Annotated in this window: 27 protein-coding genes, 1 tRNA gene, 1 pseudogene and 1 riboswitch; of the genes and pseudogenes, 20 read left to right on the forward strand and 9 right to left on the reverse strand. The window is 69.5% G+C overall.

Going from position 1 to position 26,028, the window contains the following annotated elements:
• Window positions 1-17 precede the first annotated feature (17 nt).
• The 6 genes from ACFY9S_RS00535 to ACFY9S_RS00560 all read left to right on the forward strand — a co-directional run bounded on the left by ACFY9S_RS00535 (window position 18) and on the right by ACFY9S_RS00560 (window position 4,657).
• On the forward strand, window positions 18-626 hold the full coding sequence (locus ACFY9S_RS00535; protein ID WP_391120840.1) for a DUF2017 family protein: 609 nt from the start codon (window positions 18-20) through the stop codon (window positions 624-626).
• Window positions 627-992: 366 nt separating this feature from the next.
• Entirely contained in the window at window positions 993-2,420 is a 1,428-nt protein-coding gene (locus ACFY9S_RS00540) for an amino acid permease (protein ID WP_391120843.1), read from the forward strand.
• A gap of 267 nt (window positions 2,421-2,687) precedes the next feature.
• On the forward strand, window positions 2,688-3,110 hold the full coding sequence (locus ACFY9S_RS00545) for a Mov34/MPN/PAD-1 family protein (RefSeq protein WP_102909811.1): 423 nt from the start codon (window positions 2,688-2,690) through the stop codon (window positions 3,108-3,110).
• Window positions 3,111-3,209: 99 nt separating this feature from the next.
• A complete protein-coding gene (locus ACFY9S_RS00550; protein ID WP_311688247.1) occupies window positions 3,210-3,305 on the forward strand; it encodes a putative leader peptide in 96 nt (31 codons plus the stop codon).
• 116 nt (window positions 3,306-3,421) lie between these two features.
• A complete protein-coding gene (locus ACFY9S_RS00555) occupies window positions 3,422-3,700 on the forward strand; it encodes a MoaD family protein (protein WP_391120846.1) in 279 nt (92 codons plus the stop codon).
• Window positions 3,701-3,706: 6 nt separating this feature from the next.
• Entirely contained in the window at window positions 3,707-4,657 is a 951-nt protein-coding gene (locus ACFY9S_RS00560; protein ID WP_391120852.1) for a cysteine synthase, read from the forward strand.
• A gap of 107 nt (window positions 4,658-4,764) precedes the next feature.
• Here ACFY9S_RS00560 and ACFY9S_RS00565 read toward each other — a convergent pair whose 3' ends face one another.
• The gene (locus tag ACFY9S_RS00565) at window positions 4,765-5,214 is read right to left on the reverse strand and encodes a type II toxin-antitoxin system PemK/MazF family toxin (protein ID WP_391120855.1); all 450 of its coding nucleotides are present in this window, start codon (window positions 5,212-5,214) and stop codon (window positions 4,765-4,767) included.
• A 213-nt stretch (window positions 5,215-5,427) separates the two neighbouring features.
• Between ACFY9S_RS00565 and ACFY9S_RS00570 the strand changes: the two genes are divergently transcribed.
• Complete coding sequence (locus tag ACFY9S_RS00570) at window positions 5,428-6,180, forward strand: MBL fold metallo-hydrolase (protein ID WP_391120858.1); 753 nt, start codon at window positions 5,428-5,430, stop codon at window positions 6,178-6,180.
• Window positions 6,181-6,238: 58 nt separating this feature from the next.
• Here the strand turns inward: ACFY9S_RS00570 and ACFY9S_RS00575 are convergent, their stop codons facing one another.
• Together ACFY9S_RS00575 and ACFY9S_RS00580 are read right to left on the reverse strand one after the other, a co-directional pair.
• Window positions 6,239-7,501: a PTS transporter subunit EIIC gene (locus ACFY9S_RS00575; RefSeq protein WP_391120861.1), complete on the reverse strand. Its 1,263-nt coding sequence runs from the start codon at window positions 7,499-7,501 to the stop codon at window positions 6,239-6,241.
• A gap of 176 nt (window positions 7,502-7,677) precedes the next feature.
• A pseudogene (locus ACFY9S_RS00580) lies at window positions 7,678-8,777 on the reverse strand (PTS transporter subunit EIIC).
• Between the two features lie 208 nt (window positions 8,778-8,985).
• Here ACFY9S_RS00580 and ACFY9S_RS00585 point away from each other — a divergent pair.
• The 4 genes from ACFY9S_RS00585 (at window position 8,986) to rdgB (ending at window position 11,335) form a co-directional block, all read left to right on the forward strand.
• Complete coding sequence (locus ACFY9S_RS00585; protein ID WP_391120864.1) at window positions 8,986-9,219, forward strand: glucose PTS transporter subunit EIIB; 234 nt, start codon at window positions 8,986-8,988, stop codon at window positions 9,217-9,219.
• A gap of 106 nt (window positions 9,220-9,325) precedes the next feature.
• Window positions 9,326-10,063, forward strand: a complete 738-nt coding sequence (gene rph / locus ACFY9S_RS00590) for a ribonuclease PH (protein ID WP_391120867.1) — start codon at window positions 9,326-9,328, stop codon at window positions 10,061-10,063.
• 144 nt (window positions 10,064-10,207) lie between these two features.
• Complete coding sequence (locus tag ACFY9S_RS00595; protein WP_391120870.1) at window positions 10,208-10,606, forward strand: hypothetical protein; 399 nt, start codon at window positions 10,208-10,210, stop codon at window positions 10,604-10,606.
• 126 nt (window positions 10,607-10,732) lie between these two features.
• Complete coding sequence (gene rdgB, locus ACFY9S_RS00600; protein WP_391120873.1) at window positions 10,733-11,335, forward strand: RdgB/HAM1 family non-canonical purine NTP pyrophosphatase; 603 nt, start codon at window positions 10,733-10,735, stop codon at window positions 11,333-11,335.
• Window positions 11,336-11,396: 61 nt separating this feature from the next.
• Here the strand turns inward: rdgB and ACFY9S_RS00605 are convergent.
• From ACFY9S_RS00605 to bcp, 4 genes are all read right to left on the reverse strand, one after another.
• A tRNA-Leu gene (locus ACFY9S_RS00605) sits at window positions 11,397-11,472 on the reverse strand.
• Window positions 11,473-11,481: 9 nt separating this feature from the next.
• Window positions 11,482-12,288: an HNH endonuclease gene (locus tag ACFY9S_RS00610; RefSeq protein WP_391120876.1), complete on the reverse strand. Its 807-nt coding sequence runs from the start codon at window positions 12,286-12,288 to the stop codon at window positions 11,482-11,484.
• 58 nt (window positions 12,289-12,346) lie between these two features.
• Window positions 12,347-12,967 (reverse strand): HNH endonuclease, encoded by a 621-nt coding sequence (locus ACFY9S_RS00615; RefSeq protein WP_391120879.1) that lies wholly within the window; start codon window positions 12,965-12,967, stop codon window positions 12,347-12,349.
• Window positions 12,968-13,124: 157 nt separating this feature from the next.
• The gene (gene bcp, locus ACFY9S_RS00620) at window positions 13,125-13,592 is read right to left on the reverse strand and encodes a thioredoxin-dependent thiol peroxidase (RefSeq protein ID WP_391120882.1); all 468 of its coding nucleotides are present in this window, start codon (window positions 13,590-13,592) and stop codon (window positions 13,125-13,127) included.
• A 95-nt stretch (window positions 13,593-13,687) separates the two neighbouring features.
• Here bcp and ACFY9S_RS00625 point away from each other — a divergent pair, with 95 nt between their 5' ends.
• From ACFY9S_RS00625 to ACFY9S_RS00635, 3 genes are all read left to right on the forward strand, one after another.
• Complete coding sequence (locus ACFY9S_RS00625) at window positions 13,688-14,017, forward strand: DUF3618 domain-containing protein (protein ID WP_102909800.1); 330 nt, start codon at window positions 13,688-13,690, stop codon at window positions 14,015-14,017.
• A 44-nt stretch (window positions 14,018-14,061) separates the two neighbouring features.
• Window positions 14,062-14,418, forward strand: coding sequence for a co-chaperone GroES (locus ACFY9S_RS00630; RefSeq protein ID WP_031140106.1), 357 nt, complete (start codon window positions 14,062-14,064; stop codon window positions 14,416-14,418).
• A 64-nt stretch (window positions 14,419-14,482) separates the two neighbouring features.
• Window positions 14,483-14,552, forward strand: a riboswitch (guanidine-III (ykkC-III) riboswitch).
• A gap of 34 nt (window positions 14,553-14,586) precedes the next feature.
• Entirely contained in the window at window positions 14,587-14,907 is a 321-nt protein-coding gene (locus ACFY9S_RS00635; protein WP_391120887.1) for an SMR family transporter, read from the forward strand.
• Between the two features lie 12 nt (window positions 14,908-14,919).
• On the opposite strand, the gene ACFY9S_RS00640 is transcribed toward ACFY9S_RS00635, so the two are convergent.
• Window positions 14,920-17,337 carry a transglycosylase domain-containing protein gene (locus tag ACFY9S_RS00640; protein ID WP_391120890.1) on the reverse strand — a complete coding sequence of 806 codons (2,418 nt, stop codon included), beginning with the start codon at window positions 17,335-17,337 and terminating at the stop codon, window positions 14,920-14,922.
• A gap of 478 nt (window positions 17,338-17,815) precedes the next feature.
• Here ACFY9S_RS00640 and ACFY9S_RS00645 point away from each other — a divergent pair, with 478 nt between their 5' ends.
• The 4 genes from ACFY9S_RS00645 to ACFY9S_RS00660 all read left to right on the forward strand — a co-directional run bounded on the left by ACFY9S_RS00645 (window position 17,816) and on the right by ACFY9S_RS00660 (window position 21,237).
• Window positions 17,816-18,616 carry an ABC-2 family transporter protein gene (locus tag ACFY9S_RS00645; protein ID WP_391122870.1) on the forward strand — a complete coding sequence of 267 codons (801 nt, stop codon included), beginning with the start codon at window positions 17,816-17,818 and terminating at the stop codon, window positions 18,614-18,616.
• Complete coding sequence (locus ACFY9S_RS00650) at window positions 18,609-19,430, forward strand: ABC transporter permease (RefSeq protein ID WP_102912787.1); 822 nt, start codon at window positions 18,609-18,611, stop codon at window positions 19,428-19,430. Before ACFY9S_RS00645 ends, ACFY9S_RS00650 begins: the two co-directional genes overlap by 8 nt.
• Before the next feature lie 67 nt (window positions 19,431-19,497).
• The gene (locus ACFY9S_RS00655) at window positions 19,498-20,502 is read left to right on the forward strand and encodes an ATP-binding cassette domain-containing protein (protein ID WP_391122873.1); all 1,005 of its coding nucleotides are present in this window, start codon (window positions 19,498-19,500) and stop codon (window positions 20,500-20,502) included.
• Window positions 20,503-20,535: 33 nt separating this feature from the next.
• Window positions 20,536-21,237 carry a DUF1707 domain-containing protein gene (locus ACFY9S_RS00660; RefSeq protein ID WP_102912786.1) on the forward strand — a complete coding sequence of 234 codons (702 nt, stop codon included), beginning with the start codon at window positions 20,536-20,538 and terminating at the stop codon, window positions 21,235-21,237.
• A 192-nt stretch (window positions 21,238-21,429) separates the two neighbouring features.
• Here ACFY9S_RS00660 and ACFY9S_RS00665 read toward each other — a convergent pair whose 3' ends face one another.
• Entirely contained in the window at window positions 21,430-22,761 is a 1,332-nt protein-coding gene (locus tag ACFY9S_RS00665; protein ID WP_391120894.1) for a GDSL-type esterase/lipase family protein, read from the reverse strand.
• Window positions 22,762-22,955: 194 nt separating this feature from the next.
• On the opposite strand from ACFY9S_RS00665, the gene ACFY9S_RS00670 reads away from it, so the two are divergent.
• Both ACFY9S_RS00670 and ACFY9S_RS00675 read left to right on the forward strand, forming a co-directional pair.
• Window positions 22,956-24,299: a DUF445 family protein gene (locus ACFY9S_RS00670; RefSeq protein WP_391120897.1), complete on the forward strand. Its 1,344-nt coding sequence runs from the start codon at window positions 22,956-22,958 to the stop codon at window positions 24,297-24,299.
• 63 nt (window positions 24,300-24,362) lie between these two features.
• Complete coding sequence (locus ACFY9S_RS00675; RefSeq protein ID WP_391120900.1) at window positions 24,363-25,895, forward strand: MFS transporter; 1,533 nt, start codon at window positions 24,363-24,365, stop codon at window positions 25,893-25,895.
• Window positions 25,896-26,028: the final 133 nt, after the last annotated feature.

Genomic DNA, 26,028 nt, shown 5'->3' on the forward strand with positions numbered 1-26,028 from the left:
GCAGCGAAAAGGCGTTCATGCCCGGAACCTTCGAACCGCTCCCCGGCGGCGGCGCGGCCGTCGCCCTCGACGACGTCGAGATCTCCATCATCCGGTCGCTGGCCGTCCAGCTCCTGGAGCTCATCGGCCCCGGCCCCGCCGAGGACACCTCCGGCGACCCGCTCGCCGAGCTGTTCGCCGACGGCCCCAGCGAGCCGCCCGCCGACCCGGTGCTCAGGCGGCTCTTCCCGGACGCCTACAGCGACCCCGAGCAGCCCGCCTCGCCGCGGGACGCCGAGGAGCAGAAGGCGTACTCCGCGGAGTTCCGGCGCTACACCGAGAACGACCTGCGGGCCGGCAAGCGGGACAGCGCCCTCGCGGTGATCCGCTCCCTCGACACGCTCTCCTCGGCCTCGGCCGGCGAGGGCGGCGCGGTGCTGAAGCTGTCGCCGGCGGAGTCCCGGCAGTGGCTGGGCGCCCTGAACGACCTGCGGCTCGCGATCGGCTCGCGGCTGGAGATCACCGACGACGAGGACACCGACCTGCTCTACCGCCTCCCGGACGACGACCCGCGCAAGCCGATGGTGATGGCCTACCTGTGGCTGGGTGGACTCCAGGAGACGCTGGTCGGAACCCTTATGGCCTGATCAGCGCAGGTTTTGTGACCGGCGGGTGACCGAAGAGTGTTCGCTCAACGGACACTCAAATCCGGATAACGATCCCGTCAACGCACCCGCCTTCTATGGCCTTTTCGAAAGCGTTTTGTCCGCTTTTCCCTGTGGGGTGCGCCACATCCTCTGCCTGTGATCAGTGTTGCGGCCGTGATAAATCTTCACGACCGCCCGGCAGAACACCACCCGAATGTTCGGCCGGGTGCGCCACCGAGCCGGCAACCGCCGGCCAGGCACGAGCGGGCTTCCGGGCCCGCTCAGCTCCATTCATTCCGGGGGGATCGAAACCCGATCCGAGGCCGACGCGAGGCCCGGGTCGGCATGGAGAAAGGCGCACCACACATGACCTCTGCGCAGGTCGACACGGAAAGCGTGCCCGAAGAGGGGTACGAGCGCGGCCTCGGCAGTCGCCAGGTCCAGATGATCGCCATCGGCGGCGCCATCGGCGTCGGCCTGTTCATGGGCGCCGGAGCGAACATCGCCAAGGCCGGCCCCAGCATCATCCTCATGTACGCCCTCGCGGGCGTCGTGATCTTCTTCATCATGCGGGCCCTGGGCGAGCTGCTCCTCTACCGGCCCGTCTCCGGCTCCTTCGCCGAGTACGCCCGCGAATTCCTCGGCCCGTTCTTCGGGTTCGTCACGGGCTGGACGTACTGGCTCATGTGGGTGGTCACCGGCATGGCCGAACTCACGGCCGCCGCGATCTACATCCACTTCTGGTTCCCGGAGATCCCCCAGTGGGTCAGCGCCCTGGTGTTCCTGGTGGTGCTCTTCGGCGTCAACCTGATCTCCGTCAAGATCTTCGGCGAGGTCGAGTTCTGGTTCTCGATGATCAAGGTCACGGCCATCATCGGCATGATCGTCATCGGCCTCGGCGTGCTCACCCTCGGCTTCTCCGACGCCGGTGACACCGCCACCGTCTCCAACCTCTGGTCGCACGACGGCTTCTTCCCCAACGGCATCGGCTCCAGCCTGATGACGCTCCAGGGCGTCATGTTCGCCTACCTCGCCGTCGAGCTCGTCGGCGTCACCGCGGGCGAGTCCGAGAACCCCGAGAAGACCCTGCCCAAGGCCATCAACACCCTGCCCTGGCGCATCATCGTCTTCTACGTCGGCGCCCTGCTGGTGATCCTCTCCGTGGTCAAGTGGACCGAGTTCTCCGCCGGCGAGAGCCCCTTCGTGCACGCCTTCGGCGAGATCGGCATCCCGCTCGCCGCGGGCATCGTCAACTTCGTGGTGCTCACCGCGGCCCTGTCGTCCTGCAACTCGGGCATGTACTCGACCGGCCGCATGCTGCGCGGCCTGGCCTCCAACAGCGAGGCGCCCCGGGCGTTCGGCAAGCTCAACTCCCGCAAGACGCCCGCCGTCGGCATCACGGTCTCCGTCGCGCTCATGGGCATCGGCGTCGTCCTGAACTACATCGTCCCGGAGAAGGCGTTCCTCTACGTCACCTCCGTCGCCACCGCGGCCGGCATCTGGACCTGGATGATGATCCTCGTCAGCCACATCCGCTACCGCTCCGCGGTCGACGCGGGCCGGCTGCGCGCCTCGTCCTTCCCCGCCCCCGGCGGTGCGCTCTTCAGCTGGGTCGCGCTCCTCTTCCTCATCGGCGTGACCTGCATGATCGCGTACGACAAGGACGCGCGGGTCTGCCTGTACGTCGCGGCCGTCTGGGCCGTCGCCCTCGGCGTCGGCTGGGCGGTCCTCAAGAGCCGCAACCCGCAGATCGCCGAGCGCCGCGGCGACGCGGACTTCGAGAAGGTCGGCTAGGCGCTTCGCCGACAGGGCCGGTGAGGTGGGTGCCGTGGAAGACCGGCGGCTGCCCGCGTCGTCGTGGCTGGTCGCACCCCGCGGCCGAGCCGCAGATCGACACAGCCCCGCGCCCCTGGTGGCGCTGCCGAGCAGCCTCTCCCAGGACGCCCGGCGGCGGGGAGTACTCGTGGCACCCCCCGCCGCCGCCGCTCAGGGCGTCCGGCATGTGGGCCGTTCCGTACCATTCCTCGGTACGGAACGGCCCCTCTGCTTATCCTGACGAACATGCTGACCATCACCCAGGCCCTCGTCGACCAGATCGTCGCCCACGCGCGCAAGGACCACCCCGACGAGGCGTGCGGCGTCGTCGCCGGCCCGGCGGGCTCGGACCGCCCCGAGCGCTTCATCCCCATGCTGAACGCGGCCATGTCGCCCACGTTCTACGAGTTCGACTCCGGCGACCTGCTCAAGCTCTACCGCGAGATGGACGACCGCGACGAGGAGCCGGTGGTCATCTACCACTCCCACACCGCCACCGAGGCCTACCCCTCGCGCACCGACATCTCCTACGCCAACGAGCCCGGCGCGCACTACGTCCTCGTCTCCACCGCCGACACCGACGGCGCCGGCGAGTTCCAGTTCCGCTCCTTCCGTATCGTCGAGGGCGAGGTCACGGAGGAGGAGGTGGCGGTCGTCGAGGCGTACTGAGCGGGTTCTGAGCAGTACGGTCTCACTCTCCGGCCAGCAGCCGTCCGCGATGTGGGATCACATTCCAGTACCCGGACCGGGAATCGATACGATGAGCCCATGGTTTTCCACGACGTGAGCGAAAAGACGCCGGGCGATCTGCTCGTGGCGCGGCTGCACGTCGACCTGTGCAGGCTGGCCAGCGCCATCTGTTGACGCGGTCCCTGCCGCCGTACGGCCGTGAGCCGCGGCGCCGCACACACGTACCACCCCGCTGTTCCTGCGCTGCCGCGCGCCCCGACCGACTACTCCCCGACAGGAGCCCTGAAGCCATGGCCATCGAGGTCCGCATCCCGACCATCCTCCGCACGTACACCGACGGTCAGAAGGCGGTGGAGGGCAGCGGTGACACCCTCGCCGACCTGCTCACCGACCTCGAGACCCGGCACACCGGGATCCGCGCCCGCATCGTGGACGGCGACCAGCTGCGCCGCTTCGTCAACGTCTACCTGAACGACGAGGACGTCCGCTTCCTCGACGGCATCAACACCAAGCTGTCGGACGGCGACAACGTCACGATCCTGCCGGCCGTGGCCGGCGGCATGGTCTGATCACCGATGCGCTACGACTCCCCCCTGGCCGCGGTCGGCAACACCCCCCTGGTGCGCCTGCCGCGGCTGTCGCCGTCCGCCGACGTCCGCATCTGGGCGAAACTGGAGGACCGCAACCCGACGGGATCGGTCAAGGACCGTCCGGCCCTGCACATGATCGAGCAGGCGGAGAAGGACGGCCGCCTGACCCCGGGCTGCACCATCCTCGAGCCGACGTCGGGCAACACCGGCATCTCCCTGGCCATGGCGGCGAAACTCAAGGGCTACCGCATCGTCTGCGTGATGCCGGAGAACACCTCGCAGGAACGCCGGGACCTGCTGGGCATGTGGGGCGCGGAGATCGTCTCCTCCCCGGCGGCGGGCGGCTCCAACACCGCCGTGCGCGTCGCCAAGGAGCTCTCGGCCGAGCACCCGGACTGGGTGATGCTCTACCAGTACGGCAACCCGGACAACGCCGGCGCCCACTACGCCACGACCGGCCCCGAGATCCTCACGGACCTGCCGTCGATCACGCACTTCGTGGCCGGACTCGGCACCACCGGCACCCTCATGGGCGTGGGCCGCTTCCTGCGCGAGCACAAGCCGGACGTCCAGATCGTCGCGGCCGAACCGCGCTACGACGACCTGGTCTACGGCCTGCGCAACCTCGACGAGGGCTTCGTCCCCGAGCTGTACGACGCCTCCGTCCTCACCACCCGCTTCTCGGTCGGCTCGGCCGACGCCGTCACCCGCACCCGCGAGCTGCTCCAGCAGGAGGGCATCTTCGCCGGCGTCTCCACGGGCGCCGCGCTGCACGCCGCGATCGGCGTCGGCAAGAAGGCCGTCAAGGCCGGGGAGCCCGCCGACATCGTCTTCGTCGTCGCCGACGGCGGCTGGAAGTACCTCTCGACGGGCGTCTACACGGCGGCCACGACGGAGGAGGCCATCGACACGGTCCAGGGCCAGCTCTGGGCGTAGCCGACGGCGAGAACCGACCCGCACAGAGGGCGAGGACCGACCCGCGGAGGGGCGAGAACCGACCCGCGGAGGGCTGGAGTCCATGACTCCAGCCCTTTTCGCGTCGCTCAGCCCGCCAGGTACCGCACCCGGTCCCACAGCGCCGGATCCACCACACCGATCCGCCGCCGGAACCCCCACACCGGAACCTCCCGCAGCTCGTCCGTCTCCAGGAAACTCGCACGGGCCCGGGCATCGTCCACCGAGCCCGGGGGCAGCGGGATCACCCCGGCGCGCCCGCCCCGGAACCGGGTGGTGATCTTCGCGACCGTCGCCCGCTCCCCGCGCACCGCCAGCACCAGACAGGGGCGGTCCTTGGTGTGGGCCTCGTCCTCGTAGGGCACGTCCGCCCACCAGATCTCCGCCGGCTGCGGCCGGCCCTCCGGCGCGGCGGCGGGCGCCGCGGTCCGGACCGGCCGGGCGGACGGCCGCCGCCCCCGGCCCCAGCCGTCGACGAGCGTGGCGACGAGCGCGAGCAGTACCACCGCGGCGAGCGCCAGCCACCAGGACGTGTCCATACTGAGACGTTACCGGCGCCGCCCCTGCCGCGCGCCCCCCTCACGAGGATCACCTGCCGGCCCTGCCAGCCGAACCGGTGACACCACAGGTGAGTTCGCCCACAACAGGCCTTGGCGGAGGAGCTACCGGAGGTTTTGCGCCTTACGCTCGACGGACCGCACGACCCCCGACGCCCCTCTCAGACTTATCCCGCCAGCGGAGGTTTCTGCTTCATGAAGCTCACCGTCGTCGGCTGCTCGGGGTCGTTCCCGTCCGCGGAATCGGCCTGCTCGAGCTACCTCGTCGAGGCCGACGGCTTCCGGCTGCTTCTCGACCTGGGCAACGGTGCCCTGGGCGAGCTGCAGCGCCACTGCGGTCTCTACGACCTCGACGCGATCTTCCTCAGCCATCTGCACGCCGACCACTGCATCGACATGTGCGCGTACTTCGTCGCGCGCTACTACCGCCACGACGGCGGCCGCTGCGATCCACTCCCCGTCTTCGGCCCCGAAGGAACGGAACACCGGCTGACCACCGCCTACGCGGACACCCCCTCCGCCTCCTCCATGAGCGAGGTCTTCGACTTCCACACGGTCAAGCCGTCCACCTTCGAGGTCGGCCCGTTCACGGTGCACACCGAGCGGGTCGCCCACCCCGTGGAGGCCTACGGCATCCGGATCGAGCACGGCGGCAAGGTCCTGGCGTACTCCGGTGACACCGGCGTGAGCCCCGCCCTGGACGAACTCGCCCGGGACGCCGACCTGTTCCTGTGCGAGGCCGCCTTCACGCACGGCAAAGAGAACATCCCCGACCTGCACCTCAACGGCCGCGAGGCGGGTGAGACGGCGGCCCGTGCCGGAGCCCGCCGCCTCGTCCTCACCCACATCCCGCCGTGGACGGACCCTCAGGTCAACCTCGCCCACGCCCGCGAGGCGTACGACGGTCCGGTGGACCTCGCCGCACCCCGCCAGACGTACGAGGTCTAGCTGCACGCAGGAGGCCCCGGAACCGCTCGGGTTCCGGGGCCTCCTGCGTGGCGCGGGCCTACTTGGCCTCGGCCTTCTGCAGCTCGGCGAGTTCCTCGTCGGACTCGCGGCCCGGCGTCGGCAGGTTGAACCTGGTGATCGCGAAGCGGAACACCACGTAGTAGACCGCCGCGAAGCACAGGCCGACCAGGGCCAGGCCCCACGGGTTGGTCGCGATACCGAGGTTCAGAGCGAAGTCGATCGCGCCGGCCGAGAAGCCGAAGCCGTCCTTCATCCCCAGGGCCCAGGTCAGCGCCATCGAGACACCGGTGAGCACGGCGTGGATCGCGTACAGCACCGGCGCGATGAACATGAAGGTGAACTCGATCGGCTCGGTGACGCCCGTGACGAACGAGGTCAGCGCGAGCGACAGCATCATGCCGCCGACGATCTTGCGCCGCTCCGGCCGGGCACAGTGCACGATCGCCAGGCACGCGGCCGGCAGGGCGAACATCATGATCGGGAAGAAGCCGGTCATGAACTGGCCGGCGGTCGGGTCACCGGCCAGGAAGCGGGCGATGTCGCCGCTCTTGCCCTCGTAGGTGCCGGCCTGGAGCCAGGGGAAGGAGTTCAGCAGATGGTGCATGCCGATCGGGATCAGCGCACGGTTGGCGACACCGAAGATGCCCGCGCCGACCGCCCCGGAGCCGACCAGCCACTCGCCGAAGTTGTGCAGCGCCGTGCCGAGGACCGGCCAGATGTAACCGAAGACGATGCCGATGACCAGACCCGCGAAGGCGGACAGGATCGGAACCAGGCGGCGGCCGCCGAAGAAGCCCGCCCAGTCGGGCAGCTTCGTGCGGTAGAACCGCTGGTAGAGCAGGGCCACCACCAGGCCCATGACGACACCGCCGAGCACCTTGGCGTCGGCGGGGGCGTCCACCATGACCGCCTTGCCATCGACCTCCGCCGCCACCTGAGGCAGGGTCGGATCGGTGAACGTGGCCAGCACGTTCTTGAAGACGAGGTAACCGACCACGGCCGCCAGGGCGGTGGAGCCGTCCGACTTCTTGGCGAAACCGATCGCGATGCCCACGGCGAACAACAGCGCCATGTTGTCGAGGATCGCGTTGCCACCCGCGGCCATGAAGCCCGCGATCTTCGTCAGGAAGGCGGGGAACTCCGGGCGGCCCAGCATGTCGTCGTTGCCGAGCCGGACCAGCAGGGCTGCGGCGGGCAGCACGGCGACGGGCAGCATCAGGCTGCGGCCGATCCGCTGCATGACGGCCATCACGGCCGACCCCTTGCTCGGGCTCGCGGGCGCGGCGGTGTCTGTGGACATGAACTTCCTCCAGGGGGCACGGCGCCGCCCAGGAAGCATGCGAAGGGGGCCGGCGGCGTCTCAAAGAAAGGGGTGCGCGGTCATCACCGCGCGACCTCCACCACTGAGTGGTGTAGACCAGTTGTAGCACGGTAGGCCGAACGAGTGGAACCCGCCAATTCCACCCCCTGTGACGATCACCCCTTGGCGCTGTCCTCGACCTCCTCCGCGGGCTCACGCCCCGGAGTCCTCAGGTCGAACCTCGTGATCGCGAACCTGAAGATCACGTAATAGAGGAGCGCGAAACCCAGCCCGATCGGGACGATCAGCCACGGCCTGGTCGCCAGACTCCAGTTGATCACGTAGTCGATCAGCCCCGCCGAGAAGCTGAACCCGTCGTGCACCCCCAGCCCCCACGTCACCGCCATCGACACCCCCGTCAACAGCGCGTGCACCACATACAACGCCGGCGCGACGAACAGGAACGAGTACTCGATCGGCTCCGTGATCCCCGTGACGAACGACGTCAGCGCCACCGACAGCATCAGACCACCGACCTCCTTGCGCCGGTCCGGCCGCGCACAGTGCGTGATCGCCAGCGCCGCCGCCGGAAGCGCGAACATCATTGTGGGTGTGGCCGCCGATCGGTGACGCGTTGGAGGGTTTCAGCGACTGGACACAACGCCGCGAAGACGATCGCCACGAACGCCATGATGATCGGCACCAGCCGCCGCCCGTTGAAGAACCCCAGCCAGTCCACCAGCCGCGCCCGGTGGAACCGCGCCCAGAAGAACGCCGCCAGCAGCCCCACCACGATCCCGCCGAACACCCCCGGATTCTGGAACGTGAACGCCGTCACCATCCGATCCCCGTCGGTCACCTGACACCCGACGTCCGGCACCGCCACCGACCCCCCGGGACAGTCCTCCGGAAACTGCCGCAACACCGTGAAATACACGAGGAACCCGACCACCGCCGCCAGCGCCGTCGAACCGTCCGACTTCCTCGCCATCCCGATCGCAACACCCACACAGAACAACAGCGGCAACCCCAGCGAACCGTCCAGCAGCGCCCCGCCCGCCCCCGCCATCACCTTCGAGACGTTCGTCCAGCCCAGCCCCTCGTCCCCGAACACATCAGGCTGCCCCAACCGGTTGAGGATCCCCGCCGCCGGCAGCACCGCGATCGGCAACTGCAGACTGCGGCCCATCTTCTGTAAACCCTGAAACAGCCGGTTCCAGCGAACACGGCCAGGGCTGACGGACACCTCGGCACCGGCAGGACTGTCGGCACTCATTCCGGTCCCCTCCAACGAGAGACTGCTGACGATCAAGAGACTTCCGGCGGGAGACTTTTGTCGAAGCGCGGGGTCGTGGTGTAGACCAGTCGTTCGACGGACGCGCCAACGTGACGCCATCCTTTCGGCACACACGACACGGCCGCTCGCGAAGATGGGCCAACTGTGGGTTACTGCGACAAAGCGGTTCGGATCAGGGAGAACGAACATGGCCACCAAGGCTGAAAAGATCGTTGCCGGGCTCGGCGGCATCGACAACATCGAAGAAGTCGAAGGCTGCATCACCCGCCTCCGCACCGAGGTCATCGACCCCGCCAAGGTCGACGAGACCGCCCTGAAAGCCGCCGGCGCCCACGGCGTCGTCAAAATGGGCACCGCGATCCAGGTCGTCATCGGCACCGACGCCGACCCCATCGCAGCGGATATCGAAGACATGATGTGAAGAGCCGGGATCATCCCGGGCTTCACCCCCTGACACCCAGCACACCACCGGGGCCCCTCCCACCGCGGGAGGGGCCCCTCCCACACGTATGGATAGGCTCAGCCGCATGTCTCGAATCGACGGCCGCACCCCCCAGCAGCTCCGCCCCATCACCATCGAACGCGGCTGGAGCAAGCACGCCGAAGGCTCCGTCCTCGTCTCCTTCGGCGACACCAAGGTCTTCTGCACCGCCTCCGTCACCGAAGGCGTCCCCCGCTGGCGCAAAGGCAGCGGCGAAGGCTGGGTCACCGCCGAATACTCCATGCTGCCCCGCGCCACCAACTCCCGCGGCGACCGCGAATCCGTCAAGGGCCGCATCGGCGGACGCACCCACGAGATCAGCCGCCTCATCGGCCGCTCCCTGCGCGCCGTCATCGACTACAAAGCCCTCGGCGAGAACACCATCGTCCTCGACTGCGACGTCCTCCAGGCCGACGGCGGCACCCGCACCGCCGCCATCACCGGCGCCTACGTCGCACTGGCCGACGCCGTCGCCTGGGCGCAGCGCAAGAAGCTCATCAAGGCCGGCCGCAAACCCCTCACCGGCACCGTCTCCGCCGTCTCCGTCGGCATCGTCGGCGGCGTCCCCCTCCTCGACCTGCGCTACGAAGAGGACGTCAAGGCCGACACCGACATGAACGTCGTCTGCACCGGCGACGGCCGCTTCGTCGAGGTCCAGGGCACCGCCGAAGCCGAACCCTTCGCCCGCGACGAACTGAACGCCCTCCTCGACCTCGCCGTCGCCGGCTGCGCCGAACTCGCCACCCACCAGCGCACCGCACTCGACGCCCTCCTCGAAAAGTAAAGGGCACCCCAAGACAGGTGCTCGGCACGGGCAACCGAGCCGAGCACACTCGCGTCTGAAGAAGTACGGGCGCACGGCTCATCCCTGTGCGCCCGGCCAGCCACGCGGGCCCGACCGGCCCCACCGAACGAGAGGGACCGCTCCATGGCCGCGAGCCGCCGACGCCGCACCGCCGCCGTCGCCGCCACCCTGGCGGCCGTCGCGCTGACCGCCGGACTCACCACCGGCTGCGCCGCCGTCGACAAGGCGCTGGACTGCGTCCAGACCGCCGACGCCATCGCCGACAGCGTCACCGAACTCCAGCAGGCGGTCGACAGCGCGGCCAACGACCCCACGCAGCTCGACGAGTCCCTCGACTCCATCGACAAGAACCTCGGCGAGATCGGCGACAAGACCGACAACGCCGATGTCGCCAAAGCCGTCGACGACCTCGACAAGGCGGTCGCCAACGTCCGCACGTCGATCAAGAACGGCGACGAGACCCCCGACATCAGCCCCGTCACGGACGCGGCGGGCGAACTGACGAAGGTCTGCACGCCGTGACGCTGCGCTAGCTGAGCCCACTGCGGCTACCCGTGTGCCGAGTCGCACGGGTAGCCGTCCGCGGGGCCACCGTGGCCGATCGCGCAGTTCCCCGCGCCCCTGACGGGGCCCCATACCCTTGGGGCCATGAGTCGCCTGATCCTCGCCACCCGCAACGCCGGAAAGATCACCGAGCTCCGGACGATCCTCACCGAAGCCGGGCTGCCCCACGAACTCGTCGGCGCCGACGCCTACCCGGACATCCCCGACGTCAAGGAAACCGGGGTCACGTTCGCCGAGAACGCCCTCCTCAAGGCCCACGCCCTGGCCCGGGCAACGGGCCTCCCGGCCGTCGCCGACGACTCGGGCCTCTGCGTTGACGTCCTCAACGGCGCGCCCGGCATCTTCTCCGCCCGCTGGGCCGGCCGCCACGGCGACGACAAAGCCAACCTGGACCTCCTCCTCGCCCAGCTCACCGACATCGCCGACGAACACCGGGGCGCCCACTTCGCCTGCGCGGCGGCACTGGCCCTGCCGGACGGCACGGAGCGGGTGGTCGAGGGGCAGCTACGGGGCGTCCTGCGCCACGAGCCCGCCGGCACGGGCGGCTTCGGCTACGACCCGATCCTCCAGCCGGAGGGCGAGACCCGGACGTGCGCGGAGTTGACCCCCCAGGAGAAGAACGCGATCAGCCACCGGGGGAAGGCGTTCCGGGCGCTGGTGCCGGTGGTGGGGGAGCTGTTGGGCTGAGGGTCAGGCCGTGGAAGAACTTGGAAGGGCGCGGCGCCTCGCTGGGCGCCGCGCCCTGATGTGGGGCCGACGAGACTCGAACTCGCACTGTCCACTACCTAAAAGTGGCGCCTCCTGCCGAATTGGGCTACGGCCCCACGTACACTTTACTGGTCCTCGGCGACTGGTTGCTGCGGGACGGAAAGACGGCGCCACCCTCTCGAGAACGTGCTTGTCTGGCTGTGGCAAGACGGGCACAAGTAGCGCAGGTTCTCCCGGCGGTTGTCCAGGCGGTCACCGTTGACGTGATCAATCTCCAGAACCAGTCGTCTGCCTTGCCAGGTGTCCCCGATACCGCATTCATCGCAGACATGCGGTACGCCGAGGTTGTCAAGGGCGCGCCTGAGCAGGACCGTCTTGGTGCGGGGGCATCCGACAGGGAGCCGCACCAAGATCTCGGCTGCTGATTTGCGGTTTGGCGAACGGCTGCCGCGATAGTGTCCCTGTCCCGTGAAGTGGGCGGTCGACAGGCCGTGCGCTTCGATGCTGCGTTTCGCAAGCGCCCGAGCTGTACTGCTGTTGCTTCGGCCAAGAGCGGCGAGGACTCCTGCCACGCTCGTGGCAGCCTCCACCGCAGCCGCTAGTTCAGCGCGGGGAAGGATGCCAGGGCCATATCTGCGTCCGCTGGTGAAGTGCGAGGTGTCGATCCCGAACTCGTCCAGCTTCTTCCTGATATATCCGTACGGGCTGTCGTGTGGAGGGTGCCCCATGTACTCCAGCATCTCCCTGATGCTGTTCGAATGAGCAGCGGCTTCTCTGAGCAGTTCCTCCCGATAGCTGCGCCGTTCGCGTTCTGGAAAAGGCACCTCGCTGAAGTGGGATGTGTCGATGCCGTAGTGCTGTAGCCGTTTGCTGAGATAGCGGCGAGGGCCGCTACCCATCGGTGTTCCCAGCATGTGCATCAGGTCGACCATGCTGGTGGCCTTGCCTGCAGCCCGAGTCAGTAGGTCGTGTGTGTGTACTTCGGCTTGCTCATGCGGCCGCCCTCCGTCTGCGGCCCCGGTATGTGTCCGTCACGGCATGGCAGTTGGGGCAGAGCAGCTGAAGGTTCCCCGGACGGTTGTCCCACCAGTCGCCGTTGATGTGGTCGACCTCCAGCCGGAGGGGCTTGTCGTTCCACCTGGGTCCAGTGCCACACATTGCGCAGCATTCCGGGACTCCGATGCGGAGTAGATGCCGAAGCAGTCGGCTTCCTGCGACCCTGCCGGCCTGTGGTGTCCCGAGGCCCAGCAGATCGCCGCGGGATTTTGACCTTCGCGGTGGTGTCACGAAGTGGGATGTGTCGATGCCCAGCGTCGAGATGCGGCGGCTGATATGCGTGTGGTTGCCACCGACCGGGCTGATGCCCAGGCGGCGAAGCACCTCCTTGACGTTGGTCGACACCGCCACGACCTCTCGGAGCGTCTTCTCGGTGTGGCGTGCCCACCGCGCCGGGAAGTGTGAGACATCCACTCCCGCCTCGGCCATCTTCTGACGCAGATAGCGTCTGCTGCCAGGTGTGGGTGTGCCTCCGCACCACCGCACGGCGTCGTCCCAGTTCGTTGTCGCCCGCGCCGCTTCTTCGAGTAACTCGCGCGTGTATCTGGCCCCCATCGCTCTCCTCCTCCGTCCTCGACCACACGTTCGCGCCCTCGTACGGAGTAACGATCCGCATATCAGACAGTCACGCCCGGAATGCGCACGAGAAGCGGAACGGCTCGCACCGGAGGATCACCGGTACGAGCCGCTCGCGGAAGGAGAACAGCGGGTCTCAGACCGCCAGGTCCTTGATGATCTTGGCGACGTGGCCCGTGGCCTTGACGTTGTACAGGGCGCGTTCGACCTTGCCCTCCTCGTCGACGACGATCGTGGAGCGGATGACGCCGACGACCGTCTTGCCGTACAGCTTCTTCTCGCCGAAGGCGCCGTAGGACTCCAGGACCTGCTTGTCCGGGTCGGCGAGCAGGGTCACCTTCAGGGACTCCTTGTCGCGGAACTTGGCCAGCTTCTCCGGCTTGTCGGGGGAGATGCCGATGACGTCGTAGCCCGCGCCCGCCAGCAGCTCCAGGTTGTCCGTGAAGTCGCAGGCCTGCTTCGTGCAGCCGGGCGTCAGGGCGGCCGGGTAGAAGTACACGATGACCTTGCGGCCCTTGTGGTCCGACAGGGACACCTCGGTGCCGTCGGCGTCGGGCAGGGTGAAGGCGGGGGCTACGTCGCCCGGCTGGAGTCGCTCGCTCATCTGGCCAGCGTAACCGGGGGTGCTGACAGTGTGATGACCCGTGGAGCTGACAGACTGTCCCACACAGGCTTCACACCGACTTCGGAGGCGACACGGTGGCGGACACGGCGGACTCCAGGACCCCGGCGCAGATCGAGGCGGACATCAGGCGCCGCCGCGCGACCCTGGCCGAGACCCTCGACGAGCTCGGGGTGCGGGTGCACCCCAAGACGATCGTCGGGGATGCCAAGGCCAAGGTCGCTTCCAACATTGATCACACCCTCGGGCGGGCTTACGTGGGGGTCAACCGGGCCGTCACCGATGCGCGTGCCCGGTTCGTGGACGAGGACGGGGCGCCCCGGCTGGAGCGCGTCGTGCCCGTGGCGCTCGTCGTCGTGGGTGTGGTCGGGCTGCTCGCGTTCAGCACGCGGCGGCGCAAGGGCTGACCCGACCGCGTACGTATCCGGGGAAGACAGGTAGGTTTCAGGGCGTGAGCGCCAAGAGAAACGAGCACAGTACCCATCCGGACAAGCTGCCCATCCGGATGCTGCACGACCGTGTACTCGTGCGGCAGGACACCAGCGAGGGCGAGCGGCGTTCCGGCGGCGGCATCCTGATCCCCGCCACTGCGGCGGTCGGCCGGCGGCTGGCGTGGGCCGAGGTGGTCGCGGTGGGGCAGAACGTGCGGACGGTGGAGGCGGGCGACCGGGTGCTGTTCGACCCGGAGGACCGTGCCGAGGTCGAGGTGCGGGGGATCGCGTACGTGCTGATGCGCGAGCGCGATCTGCACGCGGTGGCCGCGGACCGGTTCGAGGGCGCCGAGGACTCGACGGGCCTGTATCTGTAGGGCAGGCCGGCAGTAGCGCGGAAGGGGCTGGTGACCGTGGTCACCGGCCCCTTCGTCGTGTCGTGCGGTTTTGCTACGTTGGAGGGACCCCGACGAGACGCGCCGTACCGGGATCAAGGCAAAGACGACGCACCGACACCGTCAGCCCGTCTCCCGGAGGTGCCCGTCATGGCCTGGGTTCTGCTCGTCGTCGCCGGTCTGCTGGAGGTGGGGTGGTCCGTCGGCATGAAGTACACCGACGGTTTCACGCGTCCGCTGCCCAGCGTGCTCACCGGCGCGGGCATCGTCGTCAGCATGCTGTTGCTGTCGCAGGCGGCCAAGACGCTGCCCATCGGTACGGCCTATGGCGTGTGGGTGGGGATCGGTGCGGCCGGGGCGGCGGTGTTCGGCATGGTGGTGCTGGGTGAGCCGGCGACCGCCGCCCGGATCTTCTTCGTGTGTCTGCTGCTGGTCGCCGTGGTGGGGCTGAAGGCGACCAGCGGTCACTGAACCGTCGTCGCGCTACTCGCGGCGGGCGGTCTGCGGGACGACGCCCCAGCCGGGGCCGGTCGGGCCGCCCGTCGCGCCGCCGTCGCTCGTGTCGCCGCCGCCACCGCCCTCCGTGGTGCCGCCGTCGGTCGTGCCGCCGTCGGTGGAGGTGCCGCCGTCGGTGGTGCCGCCGTCCGCGGTGCCGCCGCTCGTGGGGGACTCGCCGCCGGTGCCGCCGTCGGCGGTGCCGCCGTCGGTCTGGCCCTCGGTCTGCCCCTCGGGGGCGCTGGGGCTCTCGCCGGGGCTCTCGGTGCCGGTGTCCTCGCCGCCGGTGGTCGTGCCGCCGTCCGTGGTGGCGCCGGTGGTGGGGTCGGCGGGGGCGTCGCTGCTGGGGGCCTGCGGGACGTTCGCGCCGGGCTGGAGCCGGAGGTCGAACTCCTGGGCGGGCTTGCCCTCGAGGGCGTCCTGGGTGAACTGCGTCCAGATCTCGGCGGGTGCGCCGCCGCCGTTGATCCGGTCCAGGCCCATGGCGCCGTACAGCGACTTGTGGGCGGCGGTGACCGGGTCCTGGCCCATGACGGAGACGACGGTGGCGAGGTCGGGGGTGTAGCCCGCGAACCAGGCCGCCGTGTCCTCCTCGGCGGTGCCGGTCTTGCCGGCGACGGGGCGGCCCGCGGCCTGCGCGGCGGAGGCCGTGCCGTTCTGGACGACGCTGCGCAGCATGGAGGTGGTGGTGTCGGCGGCCTCGCGGCTCACGGCTTGCTGGGTGCGTCGTTCGGGCAGTTCGACGGGCGTGCCGCCCTTGGTGACCTTTTCGACCATCGTGTAGGTGCCGTGCCGCCCGTGGTTGGCGAGGGTGGCGTAGGCCTCCGCCATGTCGAGGACGCTGGCGGTGGCGGTGCCGAGGGCGATGGCGGGGCCGTCGGCGAGGTCGGGGGTGGTTTCGGGGACGCCCAGGTCGATCGCGGTCTGCTTGACCTTCTGGGGGCCGACGTCGGCGGCCATCTGCGCGTACACCGAGTTCACGGAGCTGTCGGTGGCTTCGGTGACGGTGATGTCGCCGTAGGAGCGCTGGTCCTCGTTCTCGGGGGCGTAGGGGTCGCCGGTCCAGCCCTGGACGGGGCGCTTGTTGGTGCCGTCGTAGATGGTGTTCGGGGTGATGACGCGGCCGTCCTGGGTCTCCGAGTGGTTCTCGACGGCCGAGGTGAAGACGAAGGGCTTGAAGGTGGAGCCGACCTGGAAGTCCCTGCGGGTGGCGTTGGGGGTGTACTGCTTGACGTAGTCGATGCCGTTGTACATGGCGACGACCTTGCCGGTCTTGGGGTCGACGGAGGCGCCGCCGGCGCGGACGTAGGTGTCGACCTTGTTGTTCTTCTTGTCGAGCTTGGACATCAGCTTGTCGTTGACGGCCTTCACGAACGCGTCCTGCTTGCTCTTCTGCAGGGTGGTCGTGATGCGGTAGCCGCCGGCGTCGAGCTTGCCCTCTTCGATGATCTTGTTCTGGGTGAGGTAGTCCTTGACGATCCGGACGATGTAGCCGCGCTGGCCGGACATGCCGGTGGAGAGGGTGGACTCCTTCGGCACGGGGAACTTCATGCCGGCGCGTTCCGACTCGCTGAGCCAGCCCTTCTTGACCATGCCGTCCAGGACGTAGTTCCAGCGGGATTCGGCGGCCTTGCGGTTCTCCGGGTGGGCGACGACGTCGTACTGGCTGGGGGCGTTGACGAGCGCGGCGAGGTAGGCGGAGCGGGCCGGGTCGAGGTCCTTGGCGTCCTTGCCGTAGTAGGCCTGGGCGGCGGCCTGGATGCCGTAGGCGTTGCGGCCGAAGTAGCTGGTGTTGAGGTAGCCCTCGAGGATGTGGTCCTTGCTGACCTCGCGGTCCAGTTTGATCGCGATGAAGAACTCCTTGGCCTTGCGCGTGACGGTCTGGTCCTGGCGCAGGTAGTAGTTCTTCACGTACTGCTGGGTGATCGTGGAGCCGGACTGCTTGCCCTTGCCGAGGGCGGTGTTCCAGGCGGCGCGGACCATGGCCTTGGGGTCGACGGCGGACTCGGTGTAGAAGTCGCGGTCCTCGGCGGCCAGGATCGCGTGCTGGGCGTCCTTGGAGATCTGCGGGAGGGTGACGTTCTCGCGGTTGACCTCGCCGTCGCGCGCGATCACGGAGCCGTCCGCGTAGAGGTAGACGTTGGCCTGTTTGGTGGCGAGCGCGTTGGCCGGGGGGATCTTCACGAGGGAGTAGCCGAGGAAGAATCCGCCGACCAGCAGCAGGACGACGATGATGAAGCCGCCGAGCGTCATGCGCCAGGTGGGGATCGCCCGGCGCCAGCCGGTGCGCTTCGGTTTCCCGGCCGCCTTGGCCTCGGGCGTGCCCGGGTCGCCGTCGGCGTGTGCCTGCGGCTGGCTCGCTGCCCAGCCCGGATTCGGCTGCTGCGGCTGAGGCTCGTCACTCATGTCGTGCACGGACTCCTGTTTCGCGTCGTACGTCGTTCCCGTACGTCTCTGCTCGCTCTTGCGCCCCTGTGATGAAGACTGTCCCATCCGTTGATCAGTTCCCTGATCGAGGGCCGTGTCGTGTGCCGTGTGGTGAGGCGGGCCGCGTGCGGGTGGGTGCGCGGGCGGGAACGGGGCTGATCGTGCTGTTCCGCACGCCTGCCCGCATCGTGATCTCGCCTGCGCGACATTCGCCCGAAGGGGGACACGGCCGTGGATCGCGGCGGCTCGCACGCTCCGCCCGGCCGGCACCGCCGCCACGCCGCTCGCCCTGGCCACGGGCGTCTCGGCCCACGCGGACGCAACGGATCGTACCGTCTGGGCCGGTGCGTACTCGCCTCGTGGCGCTCCCGTCGCTCCCCGAAATTGCGTGGCACTCCCGTTCGCCGGACCACTAGGCTCCTGCGCTTCGGTGCCGGCGGCGAGGAGGGCGGTGGGTGTGGGCTCGGGACGGTTGTACGCGGCCGTCGCGGCGGGGGGCTTCCGGCGCTACGCGACGTATCGGGCGGCCACGGTGGCCGGGGTGTTCACCAACACGGTCTTCGGCGTCATCCTCGTCTACACGTATCTGGCGCTGTGGCACGAGAAGCCGCACCTCGGGGGGTACGACCAGGCGCAGGCCGTGACCTATGTCTGGCTGGGGCAGTGCCTCTACGCGACGCTGGCGATCCAGGGTGGCGGCGCGGAGAAGGACCTGATGGAGCGCATCCGTACCGGTGAGATCGCCGTCGACCTGTACCGGCCTGCCGATCTGCAGCTGTGGTGGCTGGCGGGGGACGTGGGGCGGGCGTTGTTCCAGATGCTGGGGCGGGGGGTGGTTCCGTTCGTCTTCGGTGCGGTCTTCTTCCCGATGGCGCTGCCGGCGGACGTCGTCCGGTGGGCGGCTTTCGCGGTGACGCTGCTGCTGGCGACGGTCGTGAGCTTCGCGATCCGCTTTCTGGCGGCGCTGAGCGTGTTCTGGCTGATGGACGGCATGGGCGTGAACCAGGTTCTGATGGTCACGGGGGTCTTCTTCTCCGGCATGGTCCTGCCGCTCAACGCCTTCCCGGGCGTGCTCGGCGAGGTGGTGCGGGTGCTGCCGTGGGCGGCGCAGATCCAGATGCCGGCGGATGTGCTGATGGGGGAGACGGATCCGCTCGGGGCGTTCGCCTTCCAGGCGGCGTGGGCGGTGGCGCTGCTGGCGGCGGGGCGGCTGCTGCAGTCGGCTGCGACGCGCAGGGTGGTGGTGCAGGGTGGCTGAGCGCGGTGCCGTGGCCGAGGGGCTGCGGGCCTATCGGCTGATCGCCGGGATGTGGATCCGGTCGAGCATGACCTACCGCACCTCCTTCGTCGTCACGGTGCTCGGGAACCTGACGGTGACCTGCCTGGACTTCGTGGGGATCCTGCTGATGTTCTCGCACGTGGACTCGCTGGGAGGCTGGTCGCTGCCGGAGGTCGCCTTCCTCTACGGGCTGTCCGCGACGTCGTTCGGGATCGCCGATCTGGCGCTCGGCTCGATGGACGTCCTGGGGGCCCGGATGCGTGACGGCTCGTTCGACACGCTGTTGGTGCGTCCGGCGCCGGTGCTCGCCCAGGTCGGGGCGGACCGGTTCGCGCTGCGCCGACTGGGCCGGATCACGCAGGGCGTGGTGGTGCTGGGCTGGGCGCTGGTGTCGGTGGACGTCGACTGGAGCGTGCCGAAGGTGCTGCTGGTGCCGGTGATGGTGGTCAGCGGTGCGGCGATCTTCTCGGCGGTGTTCGTGGCGGGGGCGGCCTTCCAGATCTACGCGCAGGACGCCGCCGAGGTGCAGAACGCGTTCACCTACGGCGGGACGACGTTGTTGCAGTATCCGCCGACGGTGTTCGGCAAGGACCTGGTGCGGGGCGTGACCTTCATGCTGCCGTTGGCCTTCGTCAACTGGGTGTCGGCCGCCCATGTGCTGGGGCGGCCGTATCCGGTCGGGCTGCCCGGGTGGGCGCCGTTCGCCTCGCCGCTGGTGGCGGTGGCCTGTTGCGTGCTGGCCGGGTTGGCGTGGCGGACGGGGCTTCGTTCGTACCGGAGTACAGGGAGCTGAGTTGACCGGATCGGAAAGCGGGTCCATCGCCTCGGAGGGCGGGTCCGTCGCCGCGGAGGGTGGGTTCATTGCCTCGGAGGGCGGGCCCGTCGCCTCGGAGGGCGGGTTCATCGAACTCGACGGTGTGGAGAAGGTCTTCGAGGTGCGCAGGAAGACCGGCTTCATGAAGCGGGAGCGGCGGCAGGTGCGGGCCGTCGACTCGATCTCCTTCCGCGTGGAGCGCGGCGAGATGGTCGGCTACATCGGGCCCAACGGCGCCGGCAAGTCCACCACGATCAAGATGCTGACGGGCATTCTCACGCCCAGCGCGGGCCGGCTCCGGGTGGCCGGCATCGATCCTTCCCGGGAGCGGACGCGGCTCGCGCACCGCATCGGCGTGGTGTTCGGGCAGCGCACGACGTTGTGGTGGGACCTGCCGCTGCTCGCCTCCTACCGGCTGATGCACCGCATGTACCGGATCCCGGACGTCCGTTACCGGGAGAACCTCGACCGTCTGGTCGAACTCCTCGATCTCGGTGACCTGCTGGACGTGCCGGTGCGTCAGCTCTCCCTCGGGCAGCGGATGCGCGGCGACATCGTGGCGGCGCTGCTGCACGACCCGGAGGTGCTGTACCTCGACGAGCCGACCATCGGGCTGGACGTGGTGTCGAAGTCCAGGGTGCGGGAGTTCCTGCGGGAGCTGAACGCCGAGCGCGGCACGACGGTGCTGCTGACCACGCACGATCTGCAGGACATCGAGCAGTTGTGCAAGCGGGTGATGGTCATCGACCGGGGGCGCCTGATGTACGACGGCCCGCTCACCGGGCTGCACGAGGCGGGGGAGAGCGAGCGGACCCTGGTGGTGGACCTGGAGCGGGAACTGCCGCCGATCGAGGCGCCGGCGCCGGCACGGGTCGTGCGGGTGGACGGTCCGCGGCAGTGGCTGGCGTTCCCGGCGGGGGAGTCGGCGGCGCCGCTCGTGGCGCGGATCGCGGCCGACTACCCGCTGGTGGACCTGTCGGTGCGGGAGCCGGACATCGAGGCGGTGATCGCGAAGATGTACGCGGATCAGGCGGAGCGGGCGATCTCGTAGCCCCCGGCGGGGTGAACTCGTAGGCTGCTGTGTATGACCGACGACGCCGTCCCGGACCTCCGCGCCTCCGACGCCGACCGTGAGCAGGTCGCCGGCATCCTGCGGGACGCCCTCGCGGAGGGCCGCCTCGACATGGAGGAGTTCGAGGAGCGGCTCGATGCGACGTACAGGGCGCGGACGTACGGGGAGCTGGCGCCGATCACCCGGGACCTGCCGGCCGCGGGCGTGCCGGTCCCGGCGGTGTCCCTGACGAAGGAACCGGCGGCCGGCTCCGACTGGTCCGGGCGGATCGTCGGCGGCGAGGGGTCTTCCTCGTGGGCGGTGGCCGTGATGTCGGGCTTCCAGCGCAAGGGGCACTGGACGATGCCCCGGCGGTTCACCTGCCTCGCCTTCTGGGGCGGCGGGGAGATCGACCTGCGCGAGGCGAACTTCGCGGACCGCGAGGTCGAGGTCAACGCGATCGCGATCATGGGCGGGGTGGATGTGATCGTGCCGCCCGGGGTCGAGGTCGTCGTGCGGGGCATCGGCGTCATGGGCGGCTTCGACCACCGTGAGGAGGGTGTGCCGGGTGAGCCGGGCGCCCCGCGGGTCGTCGTCACGGGCTTCGCTCTGTGGGGCGGCGTGGGTGTCCAACGGAAGCTGACCCGGGCGGAGAAGCTGCGGATCCGCGAGGAGCGCCGCCAGGAGAAGCTGGAGCGCAGGGCGGGGCGGCGGGAGCTGGACGGGGAGTACTGAGGGCCGCGAGCCCCGTGCCCGCCGCACGCTGCCTGCGGACAGGCGACGGGCACGGGGCGGGATCGGACGGGCGGGATCGGACGGGCGGGATCGGGCGGGACGGATCACAGCTCCGTCCGTGTGCCCGCCGCCCGCCGCCCGCGGACAGGCGACAGGCGCTGGACGGGGCCGGACGGGATCGGGCGGGGCGGGTTACAGCTCCGCCGGCGCCGATCCCTTCAGCGTCTCCAGATCGAAGGACTCCGCCATCCGCGCGTATCCCTTGTCGCTGGGGTGCAGATGGTCCCCCGAGTCGTAGTCGGCGCGCAGCCGCCGCGGGTCGTACGGATCGCGCAGCGCCTGGTCGAAGTCGGCCACGGCGTCGAACACCCGCCCGGCGCGGATCTCCGCGTTGATCGTCTGGCGTACCGCCTCCCGGGCCTCCGTGTATCCGCGGTGCCCGTAGAACGGCATCAGGGTCGCGCCGACGACCTTCACCCCGCGGGCGTGGGCCTGCCCCACCATCGTGCGCAGGCCGTTCAGGATCGCGTTCGGGTCGGCGAGCCGTGGGTTGCGCAGGATGTCGTTGACGCCGAGGTCGATGACGACGACCTTGACGTTCGTCCGCTCCATGACGTCCCGCCCGAAGCGGTTCAGCCCGCTGGGGTTGTCCGCGGGGCGGCCCAGCCCGTCGGCGAGGACCTGGTTGCCGCTGATGCCCTGGTTGACGACGCTGTAGCGGGGCAGGTCCCGGCCGGCCGCGATCTCCGCGCGCAGCCGGTCGGCGAGTACGTCGGTCCAGCGGCTGTTGGTGTTCGGCGTGGAGGTGATGCCGTCGGTCAGCGAGTCGCCGAGGGCGACGATCGTGCCGTCGGACTCGTTGCTCAGCACGTCCAGCGCGGTCAGGTACCGCCAGGAGCCGGTCCGCTCGGTGTAGGGGGTGCCGGTCGCGTCCTGCGTGTGGTCGCCCTGGGCGATGTAGGAGACCTGCCGGGCGTGCCGGTGGTAGGTCACCGGGCCGGAGCTGGTCGGCGTGTAGGTGGTGATCAGGACGTCGGCGTCGTGCGGGACGACGACCCGTACGGCGTCGCTCATGACCTGCCGGCCGGGCGGGATGACGACAGTGGGTCCGCCGCCGAAGGTCAGCTGCCGCATGGTGTCCGCGAGTGCCGCCGCCGTACCGCTGCCCGCGGACACGGCGATCGTCGCCCGCGTGATGTTCAGCGGCGACTGGCCGTAGAGATTGGACAGCGTCACGCGGGCACCCGTACCGCCGACGCTGGTGTGGACGACGTTGCGTACCGAACGGTCCGCCATGCCGGTCGTCTCGGTGCCGGGTTCGGCGGCGGACGGAGAGGTGGACCAGGTGCCGACCCAGGTGCCGGTGGAGGCGGGGGCGGCGGAGTTGGGGGCGCGGCCGTCGCCGAGGGCGTTCCGGTTGCGCAGGCCGTCGTCGGACGCCACGCCGACGTATATGGCGGTGGAAAGGCCCACGATCGCTGCGACGACCAGGGCCAGGAGGGCGTAGCCACGTCCTCGGGTCATGCTGTTCAGTTCTCCTCGGGCGATGGGAGCCCAAGGCTCCGATCTGATGTGCCCATGATGCGGCATGGGCCGGGGGGAGTTCACACGACCCTGTGGCAATACCCCCTCCCGACAGACGCCGGGAACTCCTGATCCGTTCCAGGAGTCGGTCAGGAAGGGACAATGTGTGCGGGATCACCAAGCGGGTGGAGCGGATGGAACGGACGAAAGCAGCAGAAAAGGGCGCCGGTGCCGGAGGTCAGCATGCCCGGCCCGGCGGCGCGGTGAACCGTGCGATGACGACCTTCAGTCCGGCGGACCAGGAGAAACAGCGCGGCGTGCGGCAGATGAAGCTCACCGCCACCGGTCTTCTGGTGTTCGTGGCCCTGGTCTACGTCCTCGCCAAGTGGGCGCAGAACTCCGGCGCCGGCCCCTGGGCGGGCTATGTCGCCGCGGCCGCCGAGGCGGGCATGGTCGGGGCGCTCGCCGACTGGTTCGCCGTCACCGCCCTCTTCCGGCACCCCCTCGGCATCCCCATCCCGCACACCGCGATCATCCCCACCAAGAAGGACCAGCTCGGCGTCTCCCTGGGCGAGTTCGTCGGCGAGAACTTCCTCTCCGAGGACGTCGTACGCCAGCGGCTGCGCGCCGTCGGCATCGGCAGCCGCCTCGGCGCCTGGCTCGCGGTCCCCGAACACGCCGACCGGGTCACCGCCGAGCTGTCCACCGCCCTGCGCGGCGCCCTGACGGTCCTGCGCGACTCCGACGTCCAGGCCGTGGTCGGAGAGGCCATCACCCGCCGCGCGAACGCCCAGGAGATCGGGCCCGGCATCGGCAAGATGCTGGAGAAGGTCGTCGCCGACGGCGGTCACAAACGGGTCGTCGACCTCGTCGTCAACCGCGCGCACGACTGGCTGGTGCTGCACCGCGAAGAGGTGATGGACGCCGTGGAGGGCGGCGCCCCCGGCTGGACGCCGAAGTTCGTCGACCGCAAGGTCGGCGAGCGGGTCTACCGGGAGCTGCTGCGTTTCACCACCGAGATGCGCGACATGCCCGGCCACCCCGCCCGCGGCGCCCTCGACCGCTTCCTCACCGACTTCGCCTCCGACCTCCAGTCCGACACCGACACCCGGGCCCGCATCGAGCGGCTCAAGGGCGAGGTGCTGGGCCGCGGCGAGGTCCAGGACCTCATCGCCAGCGCCTGGACGGCCGTACGGTCCATGATCGTCGCTGCCGCGGAGGACGAGCGCAGCGAACTGCGGCTGCGTGTGCGGGCGTCGCTGCTGTCGCTGGGCTCGCGCATGGCGGCCGAGCGCAAGGTGCAGAACAAGGTCGACAAGTGGGTGGAGGACGCGGCCGTCTACGTCGTCACCACCTACCGCAAGGAGATCACCTCCCTGATCACGGACACGGTGGCGAGCTGGGACGCCGAGCACACCACGAAGAAGATCGAGGCCAACATCGGCCGCGACCTGCAGTTCATCCGCATCAACGGCACGGTCGTCGGCTCCCTGGCCGGCCTGCTGATCTACACGGTCTCCCGCGCGCTGGGGGCGTAAATCCGGGGCGTGAGAAAAGGCGCTCAGGGCACTCGACCCGGGTTCTCGATGGGGAGGGAGCCCATGACCACCGCGCAGGCCGAGACCGGCCGAACCGTGACGACCGACATCCCCGCCCGCCTCGACCGCCTCCCGTGGTCGCGCTGGCACTGGACGATCGTCATCGGTCTCGGCACCGTGTGGATCCTCGACGGACTCGAAGTCACCGTCGTCGGCAACATCGCCAGCCGCCTGTCGGAACCGGGCAGCGGTCTGCCCATCACCTCCGGCGAGGTCACCGGTATGGCGGCCGCCCTCTACGTGGCGGGCGCCTGCCTGGGCGCCCTCTTCTGGGGCCGCCTGACCGACAAGTGGGGTCGCAAAAAGCTCTTCATGATCACCCTGGCGGTCTACCTGGGAGCCACGGCCCTCACCGCGATCTCCTTCGACACCTGGTGGTTCTTCCTCTTCCGCTTCCTCACCGGCTTCGGCATCGGCGGCGAGTACGCGGCGATCAACTCCGCGATCGACGAGCTGATCCCCAAGGAGTACCGCGGCCGCACCGACCTGATGATCAACGGCAGCTTCTGGCTGGGCGCCGTCTTCGGCTCCCTGCTGTCGATCGTCGCGCTGGACACGGACATCTTCGCGGCCAACGTCGGCTGGCGTCTCACCTTCGCCCTCGGCGCGGTCCTCGCCCTGGTCATCCTCCTCGTCCGCCGGCACGTCCCCGAAAGCCCGCGCTGGCTGATGATCCACGGCCGCGACGACGAAGCCGAACGCGTCGTCTCCTCCATCGAAGGCAAGATCGAGGAGGAGAGGGGCGAGCCGCTGCCGCGCCCCGAGGGCGAGATCACCATCCACCAGCGCCGCAGCGTCTCCTTCATCGAGATCGGCCGCACGGTCTTCTCCGACTACCGCCGCCGCGCCATCCTGGGCTTCTCCCTCTTCATCGGCCAGGCCTTCCTCTACAACGCGATCACCTTCGGCTTCGGCGCGATCCTGACGACGTTCTTCGACGTCCCGAGCGGCAGCACCGGCTACTACTTCGCGGTCATCGCACTCGGCAACTTCTTCGGCCCGCTGCTCCTCGGCAAGCTCTTCGACACGGTCGGCCGCCGCATCATGATCTCCGGCACGTACATCCTGTCCGGCCTGCTCCTCTTCGGCACGGCCTGGCTCTTCGACCAGGGCTCCCTGAGCGCGGCCACGATGACGGCGTGCTGGTGCGCGGTCCTGTTCTTCGCCTCGGCCGGCGCGTCCAGCGCCTACCTCACGGTCTCCGAGGTCTTCCCCATGGAGACCCGCGCCATGTCGATCGCGTTCTTCTACGCCATCGGCACGGCAGCGGGCGGCATCAGCGGCCCGCTCCTCTTCGCCAAGCTCACGGAATCCGGTGTCGTCGGCGACACGGTCCTCGCCTTCTCGATCGGCGCGACGCTGATGTGCCTGGCGGGCCTGGTCGCGGCCCTCCTCGCGGTGAAGGCGGAACGACGCTCCCTGGAGGACATCGCCAAGCCGCTCACGGCGGCGGGCAGCGCGGGCACCAGCGTGTCCGAGGACGACGACGCCAAGTCAGGCTCGGGGACGGACGGGAGCCGACCGGCGACGGCCTAGGCTGCGTCCGCAACGTCCCGTCGTCAGCCCGGAGGGCGGGCGGGACCTCGCCGACACGACTAGGGGCCGGCGACCGGGCGTGGCGTCCGGATGAGGTACGTGCGAGCCGGGAGCCGACCGGGCGACGGATCAG

The sequence above is a fragment of the Streptomyces sp. NPDC012474 genome (assembly GCF_042955185.1).
GTDB classification, from domain to species: Bacteria; Actinomycetota; Actinomycetes; order Streptomycetales; family Streptomycetaceae; genus Streptomyces; species Streptomyces cahuitamycinicus.